Source organism: Neosynechococcus sphagnicola sy1 (assembly GCF_000775285.1).
In the GTDB taxonomy this organism is placed as follows: Bacteria; Cyanobacteriota; Cyanobacteriia; order Neosynechococcales; family Neosynechococcaceae; genus Neosynechococcus; species Neosynechococcus sphagnicola.
Genome location: NZ_JJML01000012.1, coordinates 1 through 22,903, shown reverse-complemented (window position 1 = coordinate 22,903; position 22,903 = coordinate 1). Strand labels below are relative to the sequence as shown.

Below are 22,903 nucleotides of genomic sequence, written 5' to 3'. Positions count from 1 at the left end.
GGCCTTCTGGAACAACTTGTAGTGTTAAGTCTACGAGATCACGCAACCCCATTGAAGGAAGTACAATACCTTCATCAAGTTCTTCCTCAATTGCTCGGACTCGAACAGCATTGATTACGAGTGGAAGTATCTGTAGAACTATAGCCCGAAACCCTTGATCAGATCTCGCCTTCATGATGACAGCAATAACAGGTATATTTCGGTCAGCCATCATTTTTACAAGTTCTTCTTCTGCAGGTTCAACACGTCGGGAATCTTCAGCTATACAAATCCAGGCAACATGAATATGTTGATTTAAGTCACTACTTCGCGCACGTTCACTAACCAGGCACTTGAGGGCACTTAATGTTTCAGTGAAATCTGCCATTTCGAGTCCGCGAGTATCAAAAATGGAAAGTGGAACTTCTTCTTTCTTGATTTCTCTCGTGTTTTGAGTAACGGGACGACCTTGGCCGGTAGTTGCAAAATTTCCTTGGAAGACCGCGTTAATAAGCGTACTCTTACCAACACCAGTACGTCCAGCAATTAAAATATTTACATGACCACGTTCCTTCAAAGCCTCATTAAGAGCATCCTTTACTGCCGCCTCAAAATCGAGATCTTTTGGAATTGCCATCGTACTACCTCTTGTAATTTACCAAGCACATATAGCAATCCTATGTAATTCGTAAAAGACCCTCACCCCCAACCCCTCTCCCGCTCTGGGCGAGGGGAGCAAGATTCCGCTCAACTGATTTGGGATTGCTATATATTCATCGAATTGACCCGGTTTATTTCGCCCTGAAGCTGGGGAAGATAGCGCTTCTGCTCTTAGTAAAGTACGACACTATTTTTCAAGACCTTGCCGTACAAGTCTTTCAAGTATTGACCAGTATATCACTGACTCAGTAACCGCTATACTATGGATTTCAAACTACGCTATCGATCTCGAAGTATCGATAGTCAATGCCGAGAAAATAGTATAGCCATTCCCACTCGAGTGAGATACAAGAATAGAGAGGAGGTAAACTATTAAGAACCGATACACCGCCTTGCCATGAAAGCCTATTCGGTCGATCTACGCTAGAAAATTAGGGTCTATCGACTTTAGTATGATCTTGAGGTGATATTCTACGATCTTTCAAGGCTTTCAGCCCCCTAAATCGCTCTTAAAATGTTCAGAGAGATTCAACAGCATCTCCCGTGCTTGCTCATCCTCAAAAAAGACTAGTGAGCGTTACCGCAATCGTCGGAAGCGATTTGGATTACAGTTCAATTTGATTGTTGTGACCCTCAATGTTGAATTGATCCGACCCGATTGATTCACGCAAGAGATCTATTTTTGATTGGTATTAGTCAGGAAATCAAACCCGAACTCAATCAGCAACTCAAACCCAGGGCTGCCAGGATAGTAAGGGATAGAACTTTTCATACTGTCCTGTTCGTAAAAACTTCGCAGAGCATCTAAAATATTTATGAAAGCCTTACTCCTGTCAGCTTGTCTGCTTTCTACGTGTCTGCTTGGCTCCGTGGCACAAGCTACCCTGCCCTCTCCATTAACCATCCTGGCCAGTGACCAGCAAGATGTGAACCGCGCTCGCAATCTTGCTCGACAAGCTGCTGAGAAAGCTAATGGGGGGTTACAGCATTATCAAGCAGAGGCATCCATGCACGGCCCTGGCGCCGAATCACCCGTGGTAGATAACGGTGAATTTTGGACATTTACTGTCCGGGGCGGCATTCCAGGTTTCACGGTGCCTACGATTGAAAGTGAAGTTCGGGTCGATAAAGTCAATTTCAACACCACGGTGCTCTACAACGGCCCCATTCGTCCGTCGAATTAATCAGCCTTTAGAGGGTTCTGATTGAACCGATTTTCCGGTGGACTGGTTTACAATTGGAACTTATACCAAATCCAAGCCTGTATCCCCGAGGTTCAGCCGTGAGTCCAGACACCCTCCTGAGAGACACCCCTGTTACAACGGTTACGTCCGAACTTGCGAGTCCGTTCAATGCGGCTGAGTTCGACCAGTATGTGATGACCACCTACGGACGATACCCGCTGGCGTTGGCTCGTGGGCAAGGTTGTCGCGTCTGGGATACAGAGGGTCACGAGTATCTTGATTTTGTGGCTGGCATTGCTACCTGTACCCTGGGTCATGCCCACCCCGCCTTGATTCAAGCGGTTACCGCTCAAATTCAAACCCTGCACCATGTCTCCAACCTCTACTACATTCCCCAGCAGGGGCAGTTGGCCAAATGGTTGGTGGAGCATTCCTGTGCGGATCGAGTCTTTTTCTGTAATTCTGGTGCTGAAGCCAATGAGGGTGCGATTAAATTAGCTCGTAAGTATGCCCACACCATCCTCAACATTGAACACCCGGTAATTATTACCGCCCATGCCAGTTTTCATGGCAGAACCCTGGCAACAATTACAGCCACAGGACAACCGAAGTATCAGAAAAATTTCAGTCCTTTGGTACCGGGTTTTCACTATGTTCCCTACAACGATATGGCTGCCTTGGCAGCGGCGATCGCCCAATTGGACAGTCAAGAGCGGCACGTAGCTGCCATTCTCTTGGAAGCGCTGCAAGGAGAGGGGGGAGTCCGTCCCGGTGATTTGGACTATTTCCGGCAGGTTCGGGAACTCTGCGACCAGAACGGCATCTTGCTGATTTTGGACGAAGTGCAGGTAGGCATGGGTCGGAGCGGTCAGCTGTGGGGCTACGAGAACCTAGGCATCGAACCCGATATTTTCACTTCTGCCAAAGGCCTAGGGGGGGGGTATTCCCGATTGGAGCGATGCTCTGTAAATCTTTCTGCGATGTCTTCCAACCCGGTGACCACGCCAGTACCTTTGGCGGCAATCCCTTTGCCTGTGGGGTGGCTTTGACAGTATGCCAGACCCTGGAGCAGAATCATCTGCTGGCCAATGTTCAGGAGCGGGGTGAGCAGTTACGCAGTGGGTTACGGGCGATCGCTCAGCAGTATCCCCACCTGATTGCCGAGGTACGGGGCTGGGGGTTGATTAACGGTCTGGAACTCCAAGGGGATGCCGAATTAACCGCCAGCGATGTCGTTAATGCTGCGATCGCCCAAGGGTTACTGTTGGTGCCTGCGGGACCAAAGGTGGTACGGTTGGTGCCACCGCTCATTGTCAGTGCAGCAGAGATTCAGCAGGCGATCGCCGCCTTATCCTCGGTCTTTGCCGCCTATTGAGGGCCGAAGGATCGCAGAATCTGCACCAAGGGCATTGGAACCGAAGCCACTCGGTACAATGTTTTTAGGATGTCGATCTTGTTCAGACTCGACTGAAAGTAGACATTGATGAGTATTTCTACTTCCGTACTGGAAGCCCTGCTGCAAGACCTGCCTCGCCTGCGGACTCAGATTTATTTCAAACCTTCCCTGACGGCTCTGTCCCACGCCATGGAGGATCAGGTTTTGGCAGGTACTGACCAGCCTCTGGTTATTGCCAGCTTTCAGCGAGAACGGTTCTATCGCCAAGAGGCTCACCGTTACCTGCGAATTTCCGGGCGAACGTCGCAAGTTTATGTGCTGGCAGCCCCAGAAACAGACTTTGCCCATCGTTCCGAACACTATGAAACCGTTGCCTTCCAACCGGACGACTTCCTCAGTCAGGAATGGCATCTCGTGGTGCTGGGACAGCAGTATGCCACCTGTTTAATCTGCCGGGAACGGGAAGCATCAGTCTCCCACGCCGGGGCACCCGAATTCCCGGCCATGGATCAAACCCGCCGCTTCGAGGGGATTTGGACCTTTGAGCGCAAGGTAGCCTGTAAAGCAGCAGATCTTCTGCTAGAGAGGGTTTTAGCCTATCGCCCGGAGTTAGCCAACAAAATTTCCCAAGCCCGGCGAGAATATCTCGTCCATCAGCCCACTGGGTTCTACAACATTGACCCAGCGCCCTTTGCCGATCGCCTGGTAACCTATCTACAAGCCGGACAATATAAGCTGCTCAAGGCCTATCGCTCCATTGCAGCCCAGGAACGCAAGGAGCGTCTCATCAACTCGATTACAGCCGCCATTCGCCGCTCCTTAGACCCGGATGAAATTCTGGCGGTTGCGGTTCAAGAGCTGGGGCAGGCGCTACAAGTCTGTCGGTGTCTGATTTATCGCTGCAAGGCCACCGATTCCCATGCCTTGATTCAACATGAGTTCTGTAGTCACGGCATCAGCCCCCTGGCGGGTCAAACCTGGCCGCTGCAAGGGAATCCACTATTTCAAGAAGCCGTTGATTCCTCGGAGTGGGTCTTTGTCGAAAACACCCATGTGGACCCCCGCCTCACCAGCCTCTTAGACAACCTGGCTCATCAATGGCAAATTGTCTCGTGGTTAGTCGTACCTGTGCTCTATCAGGGGCGACTCTTGGGAATTGTGGAACTGCATCACTGTGGGGGAGTGCCCAACACCTGGGTGGAGGGTGAAGTCTCTCTGATGGAGGCGATCGCCACTCAAATTGGAGCCGCCCTGATTCAAGCAGAAGCCTACGCCAACCTCGAAGATCTCAATCAACAACTGGAAGCCCTCGATCGCACCCGCAGTAACTTAATTGCGATTACCGGTCATGAGCTGCGCAMCCCCCCTCTCCACGATTCAGGTATGTCTAGAAAGTCTGGCAACGGAACCGGATATGCCGCCCGAGGTGCAACAGGTGATGCTGCAAACTGCCCTTGATGACTCGAAGCGCTTGCGGGAACTGGTACAGGATTTTCTCACGCTCTCCCATCTCGAAAGCGGACGGGTAGAGTGGCATCTGGAAGCCTTGCCCTTACTAGAATGCGTGGAATTGGCGATCAGTAATGTCCGGGCGCGGCGACGGGCCACCCAGCTGCCCAAGATCATCACCCAAGTATCGGCAGAGCTACCTATGGTGCGGGCAGACGGCGAATGGTTGGTGGAAGTGATGGCAAAACTTCTGGATAATGCCTGCAAGTTTACCGAACCCCAAGGTCAAGTTACCATCGATGCCAAACACAACGGCGGCAAACTCCTGGAAGTGACCGTCGCCGATACAGGTCGAGGGATTGAACCAGATCGACTAGAAGTAGTGTTTGATCGGTTTTATCAGGAAGAGGGAGCCCTGCGGCGCACCACGGGAGGAACTGGGTTGGGTCTTGCCATCTGTCGTCAAGTGGTGACTGGCTTGGGGGGGCAAATCTGGGCAGCGTCCGTGGGAAAAGACCGAGGCAGTCAATTTCACTTTACGCTGCCAATTGTTGAGGGCAGTGCCGGGGCAACATTACCCGCAGCCAGTGCCGCACGCTAGGAATCCCATGGGCAGAAATGTTTGCTTCTAACCCCATGGGGTCGAAGTTTGCATTGAAATATAGAGATTACACCTCTCTCTGACAACCACTCCTAGTACGTCCTCTTCAAGAGGGTTGTTTTTTAGAGTTTTCAACCCCTCAAAAGATTCTTGACAGACCACTAGGTGTCACGAACTACTAACCTGTAACCAGTGGATGGGGTTCTGTAGGATCTGTAGGATAAATGTAGAACCTCAGGTCTGATCCCCAGTCGCCTATGCTCTAGGGGCTGGGAGTGGTGAGGGCGATGTAGATCTTGCTACTGTGTACCGTGCCAATGTGAACTTCTCCAAGCTGATTCTCAAGTCAAACGCCAGAGTCCCGGAGTTCTGGATTCAGAATGGGGGCACCCACCCAGCGGATATCTATCCCCTGTTAGGCGATCGCTATGTGATTGGACGTAGTTCCCGTGCCTGCGATATTGTCATTCGTAATTCTGTGGTCAGTCAAGTTCATTGCTCCCTCACCCGCAAAGGTCGAGGTTCCCAGGGCAAGTTTATGATCCGCGATGAAAATTCCACCAATGGCATCTATCGCGGACGACAGCGGCTGAAATCGCGATTGTTGCGTCATGGAGATGTGCTAACCCTGGGGCCACCTGAACTCGCAAATGCTGTGCGTATCCGGTATGTTAATCCACCCCCTTGGTCTATGCGGCTCCTGCACTATGGTCTCATCGGGTTTGGCCTGAGTGTGACCTTGGCGCTGAGTTTTGTCTTACTGGAATGGCAAAAATTCTCGGTGCAGCCCCTGCCCGTGGCGATCCAGGGGCCGGTGGTGGTCTATGCCCGGGATGGGTCTACCCCCCTGCAACCGCCGCAAAATCAGGCCCATGTCGAGTTGAAGCAGCTCTCGGACTTTTCTCCTTACCTGCCGAAAGCCGTGGTTGCTTCAGAAGACAGCCGCTATTACTGGCACATAGGGGTTGACCCGATTGGAATTACTCGGGCATTGGTTACCAACCTGCGCGGCGGCGAGATCCGAGAAGGAGCCAGTACGCTCACCCAACAGTTAGCCCGAAATCTGTTTCGGGAGTATGTCGGTACGCAAGATTCTGCAGGTCGGAAGCTGCGGGAAGCCGTTGTCGCTCTGAAGCTGGAAAGCTACTATAGTAAAAATTCACTACTTACCACTTACTTAAATAAAGTCTATTTAGGCAGTGGCACCTACGGGTTTGAGGATGCTGCCCAGTTCTATTTCGGCAAGTCCGCCCAGAGTCTCACCCTGGCAGAAGCCGCTACCCTGGTGGGAATTTTGCCCGCCCCCAACCGCTTTAATCCGGTGCGGGACTACGAAGCGGCGGTGGAGTACCGCGATCGCGTCCTGGAACGGATGGCTGTTCAGGGCATGATCTCCGCCGAAGAAGCCCAACGGGCACGGCGATCGCGGATTCAGCTCAATCCCAAAGCCCGTCAGCAACTCGAAAGCACGTTAGCTCCCTATTTCTATGCCCAGGTCTTCAGCGAACTCCAGGCACTCCTGGGGGAGCAACTAGCGCAAGAGGGAAACTTTATCGTGGAAACGGGACTAGATCTGAGGCTGCAAAAACACCTCGAAACCACCCTACGCCAGACGGTGACGACAACGGGGGTCAGCTATCGCTTTTCCCAGGGGGCAGCCATTACCCTAGACGCTAAAACTGGCGGTATTCTGGCGCTGGTGGGCGGGGTTGATTATCAAAAAAGTGAATTTAATCGCGCCACCCAATCCCTGCGACAACCAGGATCTACCTTTAAAATCTTTACTTACACTGCTGCCCTAGAACGTGGTATTTCCCCAGCTAGCTCCTATTCCTGTTCACCGCTGACCTGGCAGGGGCAGGACTTTGCGGGATGTCATGGTCATCAGGACTCCCTCGATATGTATGCAGCCCTGGCTAGTTCAGAAAATGTCATTGCCCTCCGCATGGCTCAGGATGTCGGCTTACCTGCGGTGGTCAAAACAGCCCAGCGGATGGGGATTACCGCCCCGTTGAAGCCAGTACCGGGGTTGATCCTGGGACAAAGTGAAGTCACCCTCCTAGAGATGACGGGAGCCTTTGGAGTACTGGCGAATCAGGGATACCGCAATCGTCCCCATGCCATCCAACGGATACTGGATAGCAGTGATTGCCGCGATCGCAAACAACGCCAGACCTGTCGGGTGATCTATGACTATGCCCAGGGTGGGGGCATCAATGTTCCGGTCTTACAACCCGCGATCGCGGCGGAGATGACCACGCTGCTGCAAGGGGTTGTACGCAGCGGTACCGGACAGGCCGCCGCTTTAGGGCTGGGTGAAGCCGGTAAAACTGGTACCACCAATGATGGCGTTGATCTATGGTTTATTGGCTACGTACCCAGTCGCCAGTTGGTGGCTGGGGTGTGGTTGGGCAACGACGATAACACCCCCACCGCAGGCAGTAGTGCTCAGGCGGCTCAACTCTGGGGAGACTATATGCGACAGGCCGTGCAATAATAAGGTTGTTCAGGAATTTGTAGCATCATTGATTCCCCTCGATTGACTCAAGGCTTCCGAGAGATAATCGGCAGTTGCCTCTACCACCGCGATCGCTGTTTCGTAGACCATGCGGGTGGGACCCAGCATCCCCACACTGCCCACAGGCGTTGTTCCCCGGCGATAGGTCGCTGACACTAGAGCACAACTCCGCATCGGTTCTAGGGGATTTTCAGCCCCAATCCAGAGGTTGACTCGCTTACCAGCAGAATGGGTTGTCATCTCCGGAGATTCAAAAATCAGAGGCCACAATTGACCTTGCTCTACTTCCAATAGCTGAAGCAAGGTCTGCACTTGCTGTAACTCCGAGAATTCTGGTTGCCGCAGCACCTCAGACACACCACTGATCAGAATTTGAGTACAGGTGGGGGGTTGACTGCGCCGTGACAACTCGCTCAATAACGCCCTCAAGAAATCGGCATAGCGTTCAAATTCCCGACCCAATTCACTCCAGTCTAAGGTCGGCAATTCTAACAAGGGCCGCCCCCGCAGGTGGGTATTCAAAAAGTTAGACAAAATTTGCAACTCACGTTCTACCAAGTCTGGGTCTGGGATTTGCTCGTGGGTAATGCCAGGAAACAGCTCCAGCAGGGCTGACTGGGTTTGGTAATTATCCGTGACCACAATCAGCATTGCCCGCCCCGGATCAACCTGAACCAACTGCACATGACGCAACTGTGCGGTAATGGTCTGCGGCATTGTTATCAGGGTGATGTAGCCGCTCAACCGGGATAAAATCTGAGCTGCCCCCCGTAACAAGGACTCAAAACTCCGGTCTTCCCAGTTCAGGCGATCGCTCAATAACTCTTCAACCTGCTGGGCCTGTTGCCGCGACGGTGTAATCAATTGATCGACGTAGATCCGATAGCCCGAGTCTGAAGGTATTCGTCCAGCTGAGGTGTGGGGTTGGTATAACAATCCAACTTTTTCTAGAACCCCCATGGCATTGCGAATCGTTGCCGGACTGACACTGAGGTTGTACTCCTCAACCAGTGCTTTGGAACCAACGGGTTCCGCCGTAGCAATATAGTGACGCACTGTTGCCCACAGGACCTGTTGTTGCCGCTCCGTGAGATGAACCTGGACTGACATTTGCTAAGTGCTTTATATAAAAGCAGTGATGGGAAGGAACTGAGGAAGGCTGAGGTAAGATGCAAGCATTATAAGCACCTTAAAGGCTTGAGGACACTCCGAACGTCCATGTTGAGCAAAAAACCGGAAACCCTCGAAACACTCTCAATACCATCAGTTGATGAACCAGAATCTCCAGGCCTCACTGTTGCTGAACTGGGTGTCTGAGGAGGAACTTGTTTCCCCCGGACGGACGGAGGGTCGAGGACGTTAGCTTGCATCTCAGTAGCTTGCTAGCGGGAGGATTCAAGTAGAGCAATCCATAGACACCCAGGAATCCTAAACCGAGCCGCGTCAGGATTCCCATTCGTTATTTTCCTCCGCCGCCGTAGTTCCATGCTCCTACTTGTGTGAGATCACAATCCGCTGCATTGTAGGTGGCAGTTGGTGCAGTTCATTATGTAAGAAGCCAGTGTTCTCGAACATCCGTTGCAGCTCCGAGAATGTGTAGGCATCACCCCTCGGCGTTGAGGCAAGCATGATCATGCTAAATGACGCCGGGATTGGTGGCGACACACGATCTTCGTTCGCCACCATCTCCAGGGTTACTACTCTGCCGCCCGCCGCTAGAGAGGCGTGGACTTTCTTCAGCAGCCCCTCACAAGTCGATGGGTCGAAGTGGTGCAAGAAGTTGGTAAGCAGCACAATATCATAGCCGTTGCCATAATTAACATCAAAGGCACTGCCCTCAAGGGTGCTATACCGCTCTGACACCCCAGCATTTTGGGCATTCTCCTTTGCTACCTCTAGAACATTCGGCCAATCCAGTGCCACCACCTCGGCGTTGGGGTTCAGCAGCGCGATCTCAATCCCGAACAACCCATGGCTGGCAGCGATATCGAGTACCTTCAGATTGCGGCCATCACCGATGTCTAGAAACTTCGCAATTAGTTTTGCGGGCAGAGCCATCATTGATGCCATCCCACGGGCAAATTTCACCCAAACAGGGTTTTCAGGGGCAACTGTGCCATCCTCAGGGATTACGGTACCCCCCTTGCGAACGGCAGCAACAATATCTTCGAACCCATCCATGATCATCGGGGAGAGGAGAAATTCAGTGGCATTGCCGATGTAAGCCTCTGAGCGTCGGTCAAGAAACAGAGCCGAGTCCTGGGTCAAACCATATTGCCCATTTACTTTGGTTAAAAAGCTCAGAATCACAAGGTAATCACAGAGGATGCGCATTCCGCGCTCGGATGTCTCGCATCGCGCGGCCAGTGCTTGAATTGTTCTCCTGCCTTCGCCGATCGCTGTAAATACATCCAGTTCTAGGGCCGCCTTGATGGTGGCGGTGCGCTGGTAGGCATTAACGGTTTCGAAGAAAAGCTCCGGGGAAGGTTGCCGCAACTGGTCTGACATTGCCAATGGCTCCTGTGCATAGGATCTGAAGAACGATTGAAATTATCTGTGTCACAAAACGGATGCGACGTAATGGCAGGCTAAGCGGCGGGAGTCAATCAGCTCTGGGAACAGAACCACAAGTAATAATTTATGATAAAGTTCGCTCAGCCCTTACCTGAGGCGGATCGATCACTTCTGGTTTCGTAACTGACGAAATTAAGGATAATCGGTCTGCCTGACTGGGGTTGACTGGTTCAGTTATTATGGCTGAAATTGTCGTTATTACCCTTAGATTGAGGAGTGTATGAACAAGAAAGTTGTTGGTCTGGCGCTAATGCTTGGTCTGGTTGCTGCCCTGGGAGCTTGTTCTTCAACCCCAGCCCCGGCTCCAACGGAGACTCCATCTCCTGCTGCCACTCCATCTCCTTAGTGTTGGGTTGTAGCCGCTACTTAACCTAAAAAAGTAGGCTAAACCGTTTGCCATCTCTGAGATAGATGTCGCTGGTTCAAATGTTCAAATCCTGAATTGCTCCCTATGCAGTCAATGCTGTTGATACTCAGCGTTAGTTCAGCGATCTGTGGCTCCGTACTAGCAGGCTGTGCTTGACACCATTGGCTATATCTGAACTATTAACTTAGCAGCTTGCACAAGCAGGCTGCTTTTTTAGCATTGATCTCCCTATGCAGCAGTTGCCAGCCGCCAAGATCGCCCGTCTCTTAACCCACTGGGTAGCAGGACACCTACCCACACCCTCTGAGCAACACCAACTCGCTACCTGGCTCCTGCAAACCCCTGGTTATGCCAACGCTTGGGGAATTACCACTGCCACTGCCGATGTTGTTGTCGAAGAGCGATCGCGCCTGTTTCTAGAACTCTATCCGGCCTTAGCGCTGTTTTGCCAACATACCCTCAAGGTGCCACAACCTTTAGTAGTCTGTTTCTGGGGCGTGTGGTTACCCCTGGCTCTGCACATTGCTCAACAACACCAGCAAATGGGTCGCCCCTGGATTCAGGGAATTTTGGGCGGTCAGGGAACTGGGAAAACAACGCTGGCACTGCTACTGAAACTGATTCTGGAGCATCTGGGTTATCGGGTGTTGACACTCTCCCTGGATGATCTCTACAAGACCTACCGCGATCGCCAGCAGTTAAGAGCCGCTGACCCCCGTCTAATCTGGCGCGGTCCCCCCGGCACCCATGATATTGATTTAGGAATTCAGGTTTTAGACCAACTCCGTCAACCCTTAGCGGGGCAACTGATTCAGGTTCCTCGGTTTGACAAATCAGCCTGGCAGGGTCAAGGAGACCGAACCTCACCTGAAATCATCACCCCTGTGGATATTGTGTTGTTTGAGGGCTGGTTTGTAGGCGTTCGTCCCATCCCATCAGAAACTTTCACCTCGGCCCCCCGCCGATCCTCTCCTCCGCCGACCAAGACTTTGCCCGTGACATGAACCACCAACTGTTGGCGTACCTGCCCCTGTGGAGCCGTCTCCATAGCCTTGTAGTGCTCGACGTACCGAACTACCAACTGAGTCAGAAATGGCGACTGCAGGCTGAACATCGAAGGATGGCCACGGGTCAACCAGGTATGACTGACTCAGAAGTTGAGCAGTTTGTGAACTATTTCTGGAAATCCCTCCATCCGGCACTCTTCATCCCCCCCTTAGTGAAAGATCCCAGCATTGTTGACCTGGTAATCGAGATCAATGCCGATCACATCCCGAATCAGGTTTATCAGCCAGGGGCAAGAGGGGCGTGATGTTCACAGAGCAGTCTAGCTCCAGAGGAGCGGCTACGCCTGAACTATTACCGATTAAAATTCAAACAGGGGCGCTAAGTCAGGCATGCCTGGGACTCAAGAGCGACCTTAGCTGAGTCTTAGCTGCGTACACCCTCAGCAAGCCAGCATCGAATCAGAAGATGAGGGCTAATATTACAAACTATTGCGAAAAACCAATATCGGGTAACGCAATGCCGGAAAATTATCTCCAAATGGTGGCTGGTGTTGCATAACCACCGCTACATTAATCTCTTTTGGAGGAGTCCAATAGAATGAGTATTGTTACAAAGTCGATCGTTAACGCGGATGCTGAAGCCCGTTACCTCAGCCCTGGTGAACTAGATCGGATCAAGAGCTTCGTAGGCTCTGGCGAGCGTCGTCTTCGGATTGCTCAAACTCTGTCTGAGTCTCGCGAACGCATCGTCAAGCAAGCTGGCGATCAACTATTCCAAAGACGCCCTGACATTGTTTCCCCTGGTGGCAGTGCTTATGGCCAAGAGATGACTGCATCCTGCCTCCGTGACATGGATTACTACCTCCGTCTTGTAACCTACGGGATCGTTGCTGGTGATGTCACCCCCATCGAAGAAATCGGTGTTGTTGGTGCTAAAGAGATGTATGCCTCTTTAGATGTTCCCCTTTCTGCATTTGTAGAAGGCATCCGTGCCATGAAGAGCGTTTCATCTTCATTGCTTTCAGGTGAAGATGCCGCTGAAGCTGGCTCTTACTTTGATTACTTAGCTGGTGCTCTGTCCTAGACTGGAGCAACTTTACTAAGTAGGTATCCCAACGATTACTCGATTCTTAGGAATGCAAAACTATGCAAGACGCAATTACTTCTGTAATCAATGCTTCTGATGTTCAAGGCAAGTACTTGGACTCTAGTGCTTTAGCTAAACTCAAGGCTTATTTCCAAACTGGTGAACTCCGCGTTCGTGCAGCCAATGCTATCAGTGCAAACGCTGCTGCGATCGTCAAAGAAGGGGTTGCTAAGTCCATGCTGTACACAGATGTAACCCGTCCGGGTGGCAACATGTACACCACCCGTCGCTATGCGGCTTGCATCCGCGACTTGGATTACTACCTGCGCTATGCCACCTACGCCATGCTGGCTGGGGATCCTTCCATCCTTGATGAGCGTGTACTCAACGGGTTGAAGGAAACCTACAACTCCCTGGGTGTACCTATTTCTACAACCGTTCAAGCGATCCAAGCCATGAAGGAAGTCACCGCTCGTTTGGTGGGTGCTGACGCTGGTAAAGAAATGGGTGTTTACTTCGACTACATCTCCTCTGGCTTAAGCTAAGTGCTGCTTACTCGGTTCTCAGCTTAATGACTGAGTCTAAGTGAGGTTTGGGGCGTTAGAAGCCAGTACTAGCTCGTTAAAGACTTGTCTGTTATCAAGATTGGTTTTGGCGGTCTAATTGTACTTCTGACATCCCAAACCTTCTTGTTGTGTAATTGAGATACCCCTATCAGAAATCCTGTGATTCTTAATTTTGCATGACCCTTGCCAGTATGGCCTGTGGATCGTGTGAACCCTAACGTCCTCATTCTCAAACTCATTCAGGAGACAACACCCCATGCGCATGTTCAAGGTAACTGCCTGCGTCCCCAGCCTAACCCGGATTCGGACTCAGCGTGAACTACAAAACACTTACTTCACGAAGCTAGTTCCCTTCGGAAACTGGTTCAGTGAGCAGCAGCGCATCATGAAAATGGGCGGCAAGATTGTTAAAGTTGAACTCGCCACCGGTAAAGCAGGCACTAATACTGGGATCCTCTAAAAGTTTTTCCAAACTGTCGCAATTCATCAATAAACTACCCATCGGAGTGTGAGTTATTCAAGGATGATTTCCTTAATGCTCACGCTTTGTTTTTGGCACAGATCTGTATATAGTGCGTGACAGGTAGGTTAGAACCTTCTCAGACGGTTAAAAGCAGATTGTGGAGGCCACCTGATACACGCGGCGTAATCCCCTCTAGGGCTGCGTGGTATCCTCGCCTCCAGTCAAACCCCAGTGCTGTGCTGACTCCCACGAGATATCTGGAAGCTTCTGCTGCAGCTCTTTCCAGGTGCGGTGAGCTTGTAACGCCTCGACAACCACGGGCAGCGGCGCTGGGAGAATGCCTGGGAAGTCAGCCTCTTCAGGTAACTGAATTTTGTAGGCTAAACTTTCTTCGGGGGGGTATGAACTGAGTATTCACACCCTCTCGATTACCTCTGGCATCCACCCGATACCACCCAATATCGGGTAAGTAAACCCCATTGAAACCATGCAACGTGTAGGGTGCACCCTGGTCATCCAGACTCAATCGTTGATAGCAAAACCCGGTGGGAACTCCATTTGCCCGCAGCAATGCAGCCAACAAGTGACTTTTGGCGAAGCAGTAACCTGTTTGATACTGGAGTACATCTGAAGCTCGACAGGTAACAGGATTCATCTGATAGTCAGAGCTGTGATGAATCTGATCTCGAACCCACTCAAAACAAGCCTTGGCGATCGCCGAAGGGGACTGCTGCCCAGCGGCAAGTTTCTGAGCCAGTGCCAAAATCCCTGGATGATGCCAATCAATAACAGCACTGGCTTGTAGGTAAGCTTGCAGGTTAATTGACTTCATAGTTGATCTTGGTGCCGTAAAACAACCTGCTCCCCAGCAATTTCACGTTGATCAGCGATCACTTGGTCTATGAAATCCTGCCAGGTAGGATTCGGTATCCAGATTTGGTGTAAGTCGGACGCTGCCTGGGCCTCACTAACGCCTGCATACAACCGACGATAGAGGTACATAAAGGCTGAAACCCTCATGTTAGCAGCACAGTGAACGAACACAGGCTGGTGGCGTCTCCCTTGGATGACAGTAGCAAACTGGGAGAAATCGTCGCGGGTTGGCTTCTCCCACCGCACCGGAATCTGGACATATTCCATCCCTTGAGCTGCTACGATCGCCGACTCGTTGGGTAAGGCATTCGCTGCCTCCGAGGGAACTAGATTCACAACCGTCTGATACCCGGCGCTACGAATAGCTGGAAATTGTTCGGGTGTCGGTTGCCCAGCGGTGGCAATCTGATCGGACAGTTGCCAGAAGTTACGAATCTCACTCAACTGCGCTATCATCTCAAATCTTTACCTCTGAGATAGTCATAGAACCTCCTCGATAACAATGGCCCAATGAATGACGCCAGGAGTCACTATGACAAAAACTTCTTGCATTCTGACTCCTGGATTCTGAAGTCAGAATGTATCGCCTGTGAGGAAGAACCGGTATAGACATCTTTAAGCCGCACAGGACTTCAGCAGCCAACCAAGGGTGACTCCCAGGCCTCCAAAACGCACAGCCTGCCAGAATGGTTCTCTGAGGCTTCTCCAGTTGAAGAGTCGGCTTTCTAGATCGAGTTCTAAAACCTCCAGCTGCTGCTGAATCTGTTTCAGCTCTACTTTGAGTTGGGGACGATCCTCTGCTTGTTGTTCCTGGGTGATGGCTTGGAGGCGCAGCTGCAGCTCTGCTTGCTGCAGCTCTGCTTGCTGCACTTGGGTATATCGTTCCTTCAGGGCTTGTAATTCCTGTTCGACTTCCCCAAGGGCTTGCTCAAACGTCAACTCATTTTCCGGGGCGTTGGTGGCGTTACTCATGGGTGTTCATCGTTACCTCTAACCTGATTGGACGGGGGATCGCCTGATTTGTACGGGCGATCTCAAGCAGACCACCATTGTTTTGCCTGCTGGTTCTAGTCGCGACTGCTGCCACTGAGAGAGAGTTTAGGGTAAGCAATGCGTTGATGGTGGAATTGCTGCCACACCTGGACAAAAACTTCGGCAATCAAGGGCATTTCTTCACGTTTTAGTCCTGAGTCAATCAGCTGGTTGTCTTGCCAGCGAGCCCGGAGAATCTTGTTCACCATATAGAGTGCTGCTTCAGGGGTGGCATCTTTGAGCGATCGCAGGGCGGCTTCACAGGAGTCAGCCAACATCACAATGCCGCTTTCCCGTGACTGAGGAATGGGTCCAGGATAGCGAAAATCTGCTGCTTCTACATGCAGGCTGGGATCTTGTTTGGCCTGTTCTTGCGCCTGATGGTAGAAGTAGGCAATTAACATCGTCCCCTGGTGTTCAGGAATAAAGGCTTGAATAGCTCTGGGAAGACGACATTTGCGCGCCATCACCAGCCCTTCACTGACGTGCTTTTTGATTAAAAGGGTACTTTGCCAGGGATCGGCGATCGCGTCATGTTTATTGGGGCCGGACATCTGATTTTCAATGAATCCCAGGGGGTCATGCATCTTGCCAATGTCATGGTAAAGGGTTCCAGCTCTCACCAGTTCAACGTTACATTTCAGAACTTGGGCGGCGGCCTCTGCCAAGGTGGCGACAAATAGGGTGTGCTGAAAGGTGCCAGGGGCTTCCGTTGCCAGCCGTTTCAGCAGAGGACGATTGGGGTTGGAGAGTTCCGCCAAGCGAATCGGAGTCACCACATCAAACACATGCTCCAGATAGGGGCTGAGTCCGAGGGTCATGACGCTCCAGGCAAAGCCTGCCAGACCCTGGATCAGGGTGGTTGACACAACCACATACCAGACCAGGGGGCCCCCCGTGTTTAAGGTCAGATACAGCAGCAAGTAAACCACGCCTTGCATGATCCCCACCGCCCCTCCTAAGAGGGCTAGTTCTTCCCGCGATCGCATCCGTCCAGCTAAGGCTCCCCCCACCAAGCCCCCCACCGCACTGGAAATCAAAAAGCTCAGGGGCATCGAAATGCCCACCGCCATCATCCCCGTGAGTAATAAAACCACCGTAGCACCCAAAATGGAACCATAAAAGCTGCCCACGAGTAGTCCCACCATGGGCAAGCTGGTGGAAGAAATGCCAAATGTGGCCAGTAGGGGCGCACTCAAGGACAGTAACAACACCAGGGTGTAGTCTCGGCGGCGCAATCGCCGATGGAATCGCTTCTCCATCAGCCAGAAGACCGCGATGGAGCCACTGACGAGCAGGCTGCACCCCAATAGCCCCATCCAGTTAATGCCCCGCCGACTGAGTTGAAAGTGATCAAGCAAGACAAAGTTGGTGGCAGAAATCTTTCCCCCTGCTGGCACAATCACCTCCCCTTGGTGAATGCTGATGATCACGGGGGGAACGGCCTGGGCTGCTTGCTCTGCCCGCAGTTGGGTCAGATTCGGTTCCGGGACAACATTACTGCGGAGCACCGTCATCACTATCTGGGTAGCTAACGAATTAGCCTGTCTGGGGATCGACTCACTGACCTGTAACTGTACCGCAGCCACCAGAACACCCGGTGCCAAACTCGGAAAAATTCCCTGAGCCACCATGCGGCGAGTTGCCTGTTGCACCCCCATGCGGGTGTGTTGCCAGTCTGCCTCCGACAGATTCAGGAGGTCGGCATCTAAATGGTGATCTGCCAGGGCGGTGTTGGCTAGGGTACTTTGTAGCTGGGCATACTGCTGCCGCGCCCCTTCGACTTTGACCAAGAGTTCAGCGATCGCGGCTGGGGAGTAGTTTTGGCCATAGGTCAGGAGTTCGGCGATGGCCTGGGCGGGTTGGGTGGGTGCTGAGGCGTGGGGCTGCTCCAAGCGCTGAGAAGCAACTTGGGGGGAGGCTGCCACCGCGTTCCGTACCTGTTGCCACTCGAGTTCTGGAGCCTGACGGAGGTAGGATTGGCTCGCAATGGAGAGGGTAGTCGGGGGCACAAAAGGCACGCTGCCCGGAAGCTGTCTCAATGCTTGCAGCTGCTGCAACAGCTGTTGTAAATCTTGGTGAATTTGTTGATTGACGGCTGGGTCGAGAATAAACACCGTCCCCGAATCACTGCGGGCTAAATGGCGTTTCTCTTCGGTGGCCTGGACATCTTCAACCTGAGCGCTAGCGGGTGCCTTGATGGTTTCTGGGGCGATGGTACCAACATCCAGCTTTGGATCATTGTAGAAGCGATTGCCGACCACGCCCGACAGGGAGAGAACGGCAACCACCAAGACAGTAGAGGAACGGGGGTCTTTCCAAGAACTACAGGAAAGTCGTAGCCAGGGATGAATCGGAACGGTCTCGTGACACTCCGGTTGGTTCTCTGCTGCGTTGGTGGATTGAGACGGCTGGATGGGAAAGATGGATCCCCAGCGTTGATGCGTGACAGCGCAGCACTGCGAATAGAGTTGACTCAGTTGCCGACTCCAAAGCCAACTGGGTTTCATACAGACTCCAAAACCTTCAGGAGGTGAATATGGAAGGCAGGGATTGAACAGGGGCATGGCATTCGCATAGGCCCATTATAAAAACTCTCTTCCATGGCAGGGATAGACGGCCGCAGTTATCGGGGGTGTAGAACCCCTGCTGCCGCCACCAGCGGGGCTGTCCCCCATGATGCCAATGGTGAAGCGGCAGTGCCAGCCCATACAGATAATAAATCGGCAGCCATTTGCAGTTGGCTCTGGATGAGGTTGGGGGCGAGGGGCAGCGGCCAGGGTAAGCCCTGCACCCCATTTTGGAGACCTAACAACGCCCCTGTCAGCCCACAGGTTGTCGGGGGTTCCCCCCCCCGATCGGGCACAGCGGCAGAGGGCTAAGGCAAAGTTGGGGGGGTGCTGAGCCAGCAGTACAGCGCCATCACGGTCGATTGCAAGCAGGGGGAAAGACGGAGGGTATCTAGGTTAGCTTGGACATTGACGAGGCTAGCCCCCCGCTCCCAGAGACGTTGCAGCTGTGCCAAGGATTGCACCAACCGCTCAACGGTCGCAGGGTCAGAAAAATCGGTGGGTGCAGTTTGCAGGTCAATTTGCAGATGGGAAAGCAGGGTGTCAGGGTTGCAGATATTTTTGGCCAGTAGGGAACTGGTGACCCCAAGTACTCGACTCGAAGCCGCGATCGCCGACCAATGGGGAGCCTGTGTAGGGGTGATCGCCCGCAGATATTGCTGCAACTTCTGGGACTGCAAAACAGCGTTCTCGTGGTAGTAGAGGCTCACGGGCAACAGGGCTAACAAGAGCAGGGTCGGATCTGGCGGTTCTGAAATGGTCGAGACCGTAAAGTCAGAGAACTGTCCGTTCCTTCCGATGCCGCCCCAGGACTGCACCAAATGAACACTCACCTGCACCATCGGCGACAATTCCGGCGGCAGGGTCTCCATCATGGCAGGTTTGATTCCGGGGGGATGGGGTTGCTTTAACCAAGCTTTACCCCAGTCGACACCCAAGATGGCACCAAGAAACATCCCTTGCCAACGACTCAGGAGTGAGGGGGTCATAGGCTGGGTTGAAAATACTGCTCGACAATGTTCAAAATGCGGGCCGCTGCCTGACCATCACCAAAGGGATTTGTCGCCGTTGCCATGGCTTGATAGGCGGCGGCGTTGTTCAGCAGTTCTGAGGCTGCCTGCACAATTTGTTGGCAATCAGTTCCCACCAGTTGGGCAGTACCAGCGGCGATCGCCTCGGGTCGTTCGGTGGTTTCCCGTAAAACCAGCACGGGTTTGCCCAGACTGGGTGCTTCTTCTTGCAGTCCACCGGAATCCGTCAGTAGCAAGGTACAACGCTGGATTGCCCCCACGAGTTCGGCATAGTCCAACGGCTCGGTTAAAAATACCCGGGGATGGTTCTCCAGTAAAGCTTTCAACGGTTCTCTGACCACTGGATTACGGTGCAGGGGTAATAACAGGGCGGTATCAGGAAATTGCTTCAGAATCTGGAGAAACCCTTGGGCAATCTCCTGAAGGGGATCTCCCCAGTTCTCGCGGCGATGCACGGTGGCGAGCAATACCCGATACTGCGCCCAGTCCAATCCTGGGATCTCGCAGGCAGGCCGTTGCTGAGCCATGGTCAGCAGGGCATCAATGACCGTATTCCCAGTATGATGAATCGCTCCTACCACCCCCGATCGCTGCAAGTTTTCCACCGCTAAGGGGGTGGGGGCAAAGTGGAGCTGGGTTACCTGGGAAATCAATCGCCGATTGGCTTCCTCGGGGTAGGGATTCAATAAATCATCGGTACGGAGTCCAGCCTCTACATGACCCACCGGAATTTTCTGATAAAAGGCAGCGATCGCCGCTGCCAGCGCCGTAGTCGTATCCCCCTGTACCAGTACGATCTGGGGCTGCAATTGCTGAAAGAGGGTTTCTAACCCTTGCAGGCTGCGACAGGTGATATCCGTCAGGGTTTGCTGGGTTTGCATAATAGCCAAATCTTGGTCAGCCTCAAGACCAAACAAGTGCATTACCTGATCCACCATTTCTCGGTGTTGGCCGGTGAGAATAACGTGGGTGTCAAAGTGGGAAGAAGCCTTGAAGCGTTGAATAACGGGTGCCAGTTTAATGGCTTCTGGACGAGTCCCCAGGGTAATGCAAACCGAAATAGGCGCTTGCGGCATGTCTTAGTTCCGTGACGACGGGCAACTGACTTGAGCTTAACGCCGCAGGTCAGTCGCACTGGAAAGCTGCTGTCTAACAAGTCCAACCTGGAAGGCAACCTTCCTCGGTTTCCTTGCATCCTCCTGTACTCTACCAAACCGCAGCGTTCCCATCTGCTCCCTGCAATCTGGAGTGGTGAGACGGGAGGTGGTCTCAGGATCAATTGACTGCTGTAGCTACGCGATCGCTACCATTGAGATGGGCAACTTTCACCTCTGGTAGGTCTTGGAATAGAACCGTGCTGAGGTAGCGTTCACCATAGCTTGGCTGCACAAATACCACAAGCTTTCCAGCATTTTCAGGACGTTTCGCCACCTGAATTGCCGCAAACAATGCCGCACCGGAAGAAATACCCGAGAGCAAACCTTCTTCCCTTACTAGACGGCGACTATAGGCAATGGCCTCTTCGCTACTGACCTGGATAATTTCATCAATGAGGTCAACTCTCAATACCTGGGGTACAAAACCTGCCCCAATACCCTGAATCTTATGAGGACTGGGATTGCCGCCAGAAAGGACAGGGCTTTCTTTGGGTTCAACGGCGATCGCCTTAAACTCTGGCTTTCGTAGTTTCAGTACCTCTGCAATCCCTGTAATTGTACCGCCAGTCCCAACCCCGGAGATTAAAAAACTCAATTTGTCCATCGGTGTCTGCCCACAATTCTTCTGCGGTGGTTTCCCGATGGATTTTGGGGTTTGCTGGATTGGCAAATTGTTGAGGAATAAAAGCATTGGGAAGTTGATTGACAATTTCCGTTGCCCGTAACAGGGCTCCTTTCATGCCCTGGGCACCAGGAGTCAGCTCTAACTGTGCACCGTATGCCTTGAGCATCGCCCGTCGTTCTAAACTCATGGTTTCGGGCATGGTCAAAATCAGTTGATAGCCTTTGGCAGCGGCAACCATTGCCAGGGCAATTCCAGTATTTCCAGAGGTAGGTTCGACCAGAATTGTTTGACCAGGTGCTATCAAGCCAGCTTCCTCAGCAGCCTGCACCATACTGACCCCAATTCGGTCTTTGACCGAAGCTGCCGGGTTCATCCCCTCTAGTTTGGCGACGACCTGCGCCACAGCTCCCTCAGACTGGGGAATCCGGTTGAGGCGAACCAGGGGGGTTTTCCCAATCAATTCCGTGATATCTTGAGCAATCCGCATGGTATAACTCCTTCGTTGGGGCAACAATGATATTTATTCTGCATTGATCCATTCTTACCGAATGTGTATTTCCCAGCTTATCTGCTGCCATCAGCACATCGTAAATTTCATAATTATTAAAGTCACTTAGCAACTCAGAGAATCCAGCAGCAAATCAATGAAATCCTACTTTGCACAGGCTTCTGAAACCGACATCAACAACTAGTTTACTGATGGCTGTTACTGCTCCTGATACTTATGAAATTTACTATAAGAATTGCCAGTTCTAGGCAGAGGTTGCATGATGTCTCAATCAGAAAAATGCTGGCAAACCCGCGATCGCTTTCTGGAACTGCACTCGCGCTGGATGACCCTGATTGGGGAACACTTGCAAGACCCGCAGGGTGAAATCTTGGAATACTGGCGGGTTGAGAAAGCAGATTCCGTGATTGTTCTGCCCATGCTGGACGATGACCTTGTCACCTCAGGGACGCATCGTATCCTGCTTCCCTCCCCCAGTTACCGTCCCGGCGTTGGCCGAGTAACCTTAGATTTTCCTGGTGGACGAGTGCCAGAGGGACAAAGTCCTGATCAGGCCGCGATCTCCGCCTTAAAGCGAGAGATAGGAATTGATGCGGTCTCCATCACTCAACTAATACCTTTAACCACGCAAGGTTGGGCAGTCAACAGTTCCTTTTCCAACCAGAAACTTTTTGGTTTTGTCGCTCAGATTCACAACACTGCAAAACTACACCCTGCAATGATGGCGGTTACGTATCCAGCAACCTTAGAAGGAGTCCAGTATTTGCTTCGGAAACTCACTTGTTTGCAATGCCGCGCTGTACTTCTGGAATGGTGGTTAATCTCCGGGTAACAGGACTGACGCAAAATATATAGCGTTTTTCAGCCTAGTAGGGCTGGCGAGGTAAGATATAGGAATCCACTGTTAATCTAGATAAACGTGCGCCCATATTCTGAAGACTTGCGGAGAAAAATAGTTGAGAGATACATAGACGGGAAGACCTCTCAACGCAAGCTAGCCGAACAGTTTCATGTAGCATACAGCTTTGTACGCAAACTAACGAAGCAATATCGAGAGACCGGGACTATCCGTCCGAAGCAGCGAACAGAACAAACCCCCAGCAAACTCAGTGCTGAGCATCTGGCTGTGTTGAGTGGCTTAGTTGAGACAAATAATGATGCCACCTTGAGCGAACTGTGTGATCTGTTAGACGAAGCAGTTGGGGTTCGAGTCAGCATAACGACAATGTTTCGGATGCTTCAGAAGCTGAACTTGA

At 52.1% G+C, this 22,903-nt stretch carries 19 protein-coding genes and 5 pseudogenes; 13 read left to right on the top strand and 11 right to left on the bottom strand.

What is annotated here, in order from left to right:
- Positions 1 to 616 (bottom strand): GTPase (locus tag DO97_RS06060; RefSeq protein WP_162182949.1); only part of this gene is annotated, 616 nt, incomplete at its 3' end.
- A 583-nt stretch (positions 617 to 1,199) separates the two neighbouring features.
- On the opposite strand from DO97_RS06060, the pseudogene DO97_RS30095 reads away from it, so the two are divergent.
- From DO97_RS30095 to DO97_RS06040, 5 genes and pseudogenes are all read left to right on the top strand, one after another.
- Positions 1,200 to 1,301 (top strand): annotated as a pseudogene (locus DO97_RS30095) (IS5/IS1182 family transposase); the annotation flags it as partial.
- Between the two features lie 207 nt (positions 1,302 to 1,508).
- Positions 1,509 to 1,823, top strand: a complete 315-nt coding sequence (locus DO97_RS06055) for a hypothetical protein (RefSeq protein WP_204368503.1) — start codon at positions 1,509 to 1,511, stop codon at positions 1,821 to 1,823.
- Positions 1,824 to 1,921: 98 nt separating this feature from the next.
- Positions 1,922 to 3,198: pseudogene (locus tag DO97_RS30090) on the top strand (acetylornithine/succinylornithine family transaminase).
- 108 nt (positions 3,199 to 3,306) lie between these two features.
- Positions 3,307 to 5,269 (top strand): annotated as a pseudogene (locus DO97_RS06045) (DICT sensory domain-containing protein).
- A 304-nt stretch (positions 5,270 to 5,573) separates the two neighbouring features.
- Complete coding sequence (locus DO97_RS06040) at positions 5,574 to 7,766, top strand: PBP1A family penicillin-binding protein (protein WP_052128446.1); 2,193 nt, start codon at positions 5,574 to 5,576, stop codon at positions 7,764 to 7,766.
- Between the two features lie 9 nt (positions 7,767 to 7,775).
- Here DO97_RS06040 and hrcA read toward each other — a convergent pair whose 3' ends face one another.
- Positions 7,776 to 8,897 carry a heat-inducible transcriptional repressor HrcA gene (hrcA, locus tag DO97_RS06035; protein ID WP_036531792.1) on the bottom strand — a complete coding sequence of 374 codons (1,122 nt, stop codon included), beginning with the start codon at positions 8,895 to 8,897 and terminating at the stop codon, positions 7,776 to 7,778.
- 381 nt (positions 8,898 to 9,278) lie between these two features.
- The gene (locus tag DO97_RS06030) at positions 9,279 to 10,295 is read right to left on the bottom strand and encodes a methyltransferase (RefSeq protein ID WP_036531789.1); all 1,017 of its coding nucleotides are present in this window, start codon (positions 10,293 to 10,295) and stop codon (positions 9,279 to 9,281) included.
- A gap of 286 nt (positions 10,296 to 10,581) precedes the next feature.
- Between DO97_RS06030 and DO97_RS27440 the strand changes: the two genes are divergently transcribed.
- The 6 genes from DO97_RS27440 (at position 10,582) to DO97_RS06010 (ending at position 13,848) form a co-directional block, all read left to right on the top strand.
- Positions 10,582 to 10,707 carry a hypothetical protein gene (locus DO97_RS27440; protein ID WP_275574955.1) on the top strand — a complete coding sequence of 42 codons (126 nt, stop codon included), beginning with the start codon at positions 10,582 to 10,584 and terminating at the stop codon, positions 10,705 to 10,707.
- Positions 10,708 to 10,958: 251 nt separating this feature from the next.
- Entirely contained in the window at positions 10,959 to 11,732 is a 774-nt protein-coding gene (locus tag DO97_RS25985) for a hypothetical protein (protein ID WP_239651506.1), read from the top strand.
- Complete coding sequence (locus DO97_RS25980) at positions 11,729 to 12,040, top strand: hypothetical protein (RefSeq protein ID WP_239651505.1); 312 nt, start codon at positions 11,729 to 11,731, stop codon at positions 12,038 to 12,040. Before DO97_RS25985 ends, DO97_RS25980 begins: the two co-directional genes overlap by 4 nt.
- Positions 12,041 to 12,333: 293 nt before the next feature.
- The gene (locus DO97_RS06020) at positions 12,334 to 12,819 is read left to right on the top strand and encodes a globin family protein (RefSeq protein ID WP_036531786.1); all 486 of its coding nucleotides are present in this window, start codon (positions 12,334 to 12,336) and stop codon (positions 12,817 to 12,819) included.
- A gap of 62 nt (positions 12,820 to 12,881) precedes the next feature.
- Positions 12,882 to 13,367 (top strand): allophycocyanin subunit beta, encoded by a 486-nt coding sequence (apcB, locus tag DO97_RS06015; protein ID WP_036531783.1) that lies wholly within the window; start codon positions 12,882 to 12,884, stop codon positions 13,365 to 13,367.
- Positions 13,368 to 13,644: 277 nt separating this feature from the next.
- Complete coding sequence (locus DO97_RS06010; RefSeq protein WP_036531780.1) at positions 13,645 to 13,848, top strand: phycobilisome linker polypeptide; 204 nt, start codon at positions 13,645 to 13,647, stop codon at positions 13,846 to 13,848.
- A gap of 195 nt (positions 13,849 to 14,043) precedes the next feature.
- Here DO97_RS06010 and DO97_RS06005 read toward each other — a convergent pair.
- The 8 genes and pseudogenes from DO97_RS06005 to cysK all read right to left on the bottom strand — a co-directional run bounded on the left by DO97_RS06005 (position 14,044) and on the right by cysK (position 21,626).
- Positions 14,044 to 14,668 (bottom strand): annotated as a pseudogene (locus DO97_RS06005) (transglutaminase-like domain-containing protein).
- A gap of 11 nt (positions 14,669 to 14,679) precedes the next feature.
- Positions 14,680 to 15,180, bottom strand: a complete 501-nt coding sequence (locus DO97_RS06000; RefSeq protein ID WP_036531776.1) for a protein tyrosine phosphatase family protein — start codon at positions 15,178 to 15,180, stop codon at positions 14,680 to 14,682.
- A 159-nt stretch (positions 15,181 to 15,339) separates the two neighbouring features.
- Positions 15,340 to 15,696: a sll0565 family protein gene (locus DO97_RS05995; RefSeq protein WP_036531775.1), complete on the bottom strand. Its 357-nt coding sequence runs from the start codon at positions 15,694 to 15,696 to the stop codon at positions 15,340 to 15,342.
- 95 nt (positions 15,697 to 15,791) lie between these two features.
- Positions 15,792 to 18,266, bottom strand: coding sequence for an HD family phosphohydrolase (locus DO97_RS05990; RefSeq protein WP_072016376.1), 2,475 nt, complete (start codon positions 18,264 to 18,266; stop codon positions 15,792 to 15,794).
- 116 nt (positions 18,267 to 18,382) lie between these two features.
- On the bottom strand, positions 18,383 to 18,622 hold the full coding sequence (locus DO97_RS05985; RefSeq protein WP_036531773.1) for a hypothetical protein: 240 nt from the start codon (positions 18,620 to 18,622) through the stop codon (positions 18,383 to 18,385).
- Between the two features lie 12 nt (positions 18,623 to 18,634).
- Positions 18,635 to 19,315: a hypothetical protein gene (locus DO97_RS05980; RefSeq protein ID WP_036531772.1), complete on the bottom strand. Its 681-nt coding sequence runs from the start codon at positions 19,313 to 19,315 to the stop codon at positions 18,635 to 18,637.
- Complete coding sequence (wecB, locus tag DO97_RS05975) at positions 19,312 to 20,433, bottom strand: non-hydrolyzing UDP-N-acetylglucosamine 2-epimerase (protein WP_036531771.1); 1,122 nt, start codon at positions 20,431 to 20,433, stop codon at positions 19,312 to 19,314. Before wecB ends, DO97_RS05980 begins: the two co-directional genes overlap by 4 nt.
- A 199-nt stretch (positions 20,434 to 20,632) precedes the next feature.
- Positions 20,633 to 21,626, bottom strand: a pseudogene (cysK, locus tag DO97_RS05970) (cysteine synthase A).
- A 280-nt stretch (positions 21,627 to 21,906) separates the two neighbouring features.
- Here cysK and DO97_RS05965 point away from each other — a divergent pair.
- Both DO97_RS05965 and DO97_RS30085 read left to right on the top strand, forming a co-directional pair.
- Positions 21,907 to 22,479 (top strand): NUDIX domain-containing protein, encoded by a 573-nt coding sequence (locus DO97_RS05965; protein WP_193365059.1) that lies wholly within the window; start codon positions 21,907 to 21,909, stop codon positions 22,477 to 22,479.
- Between the two features lie 87 nt (positions 22,480 to 22,566).
- Positions 22,567 to 22,903 (top strand): helix-turn-helix domain-containing protein (locus DO97_RS30085; RefSeq protein ID WP_036531768.1); only part of this gene is annotated, 337 nt, incomplete at its 3' end.

Coding starts and splice junctions, on each gene's coding strand:
- hrcA (WP_036531792.1), bottom strand. CDS start 8,897: ATGTCAGTCCAGGTTCATCTCACGGAGCGGCAACAACAGGTCCTGTGG.
- DO97_RS06030 (WP_036531789.1), bottom strand. CDS start 10,295: ATGTCAGACCAGTTGCGGCAACCTTCCCCGGAGCTTTTCTTCGAAACC.
- DO97_RS27440 (WP_275574955.1), top strand. CDS start 10,582: ATGAACAAGAAAGTTGTTGGTCTGGCGCTAATGCTTGGTCTGGTTGCT.
- DO97_RS25985 (WP_239651506.1), top strand. CDS start 10,959: ATGCAGCAGTTGCCAGCCGCCAAGATCGCCCGTCTCTTAACCCACTGG.
- DO97_RS25980 (WP_239651505.1), top strand. CDS start 11,729: ATGAACCACCAACTGTTGGCGTACCTGCCCCTGTGGAGCCGTCTCCAT.
- DO97_RS06020 (WP_036531786.1), top strand. CDS start 12,334: ATGAGTATTGTTACAAAGTCGATCGTTAACGCGGATGCTGAAGCCCGT.
- apcB (WP_036531783.1), top strand. CDS start 12,882: ATGCAAGACGCAATTACTTCTGTAATCAATGCTTCTGATGTTCAAGGC.
- DO97_RS06010 (WP_036531780.1), top strand. CDS start 13,645: ATGCGCATGTTCAAGGTAACTGCCTGCGTCCCCAGCCTAACCCGGATT.
- DO97_RS06000 (WP_036531776.1), bottom strand. CDS start 15,180: ATGATAGCGCAGTTGAGTGAGATTCGTAACTTCTGGCAACTGTCCGAT.
- DO97_RS05995 (WP_036531775.1), bottom strand. CDS start 15,696: ATGAGTAACGCCACCAACGCCCCGGAAAATGAGTTGACGTTTGAGCAA.
- DO97_RS05990 (WP_072016376.1), bottom strand. CDS start 18,266: ATGAAACCCAGTTGGCTTTGGAGTCGGCAACTGAGTCAACTCTATTCG.
- DO97_RS05980 (WP_036531772.1), bottom strand. CDS start 19,315: ATGACCCCCTCACTCCTGAGTCGTTGGCAAGGGATGTTTCTTGGTGCC.
- wecB (WP_036531771.1), bottom strand. CDS start 20,433: ATGCCGCAAGCGCCTATTTCGGTTTGCATTACCCTGGGGACTCGTCCA.
- DO97_RS05965 (WP_193365059.1), top strand. CDS start 21,907: ATGATGTCTCAATCAGAAAAATGCTGGCAAACCCGCGATCGCTTTCTG.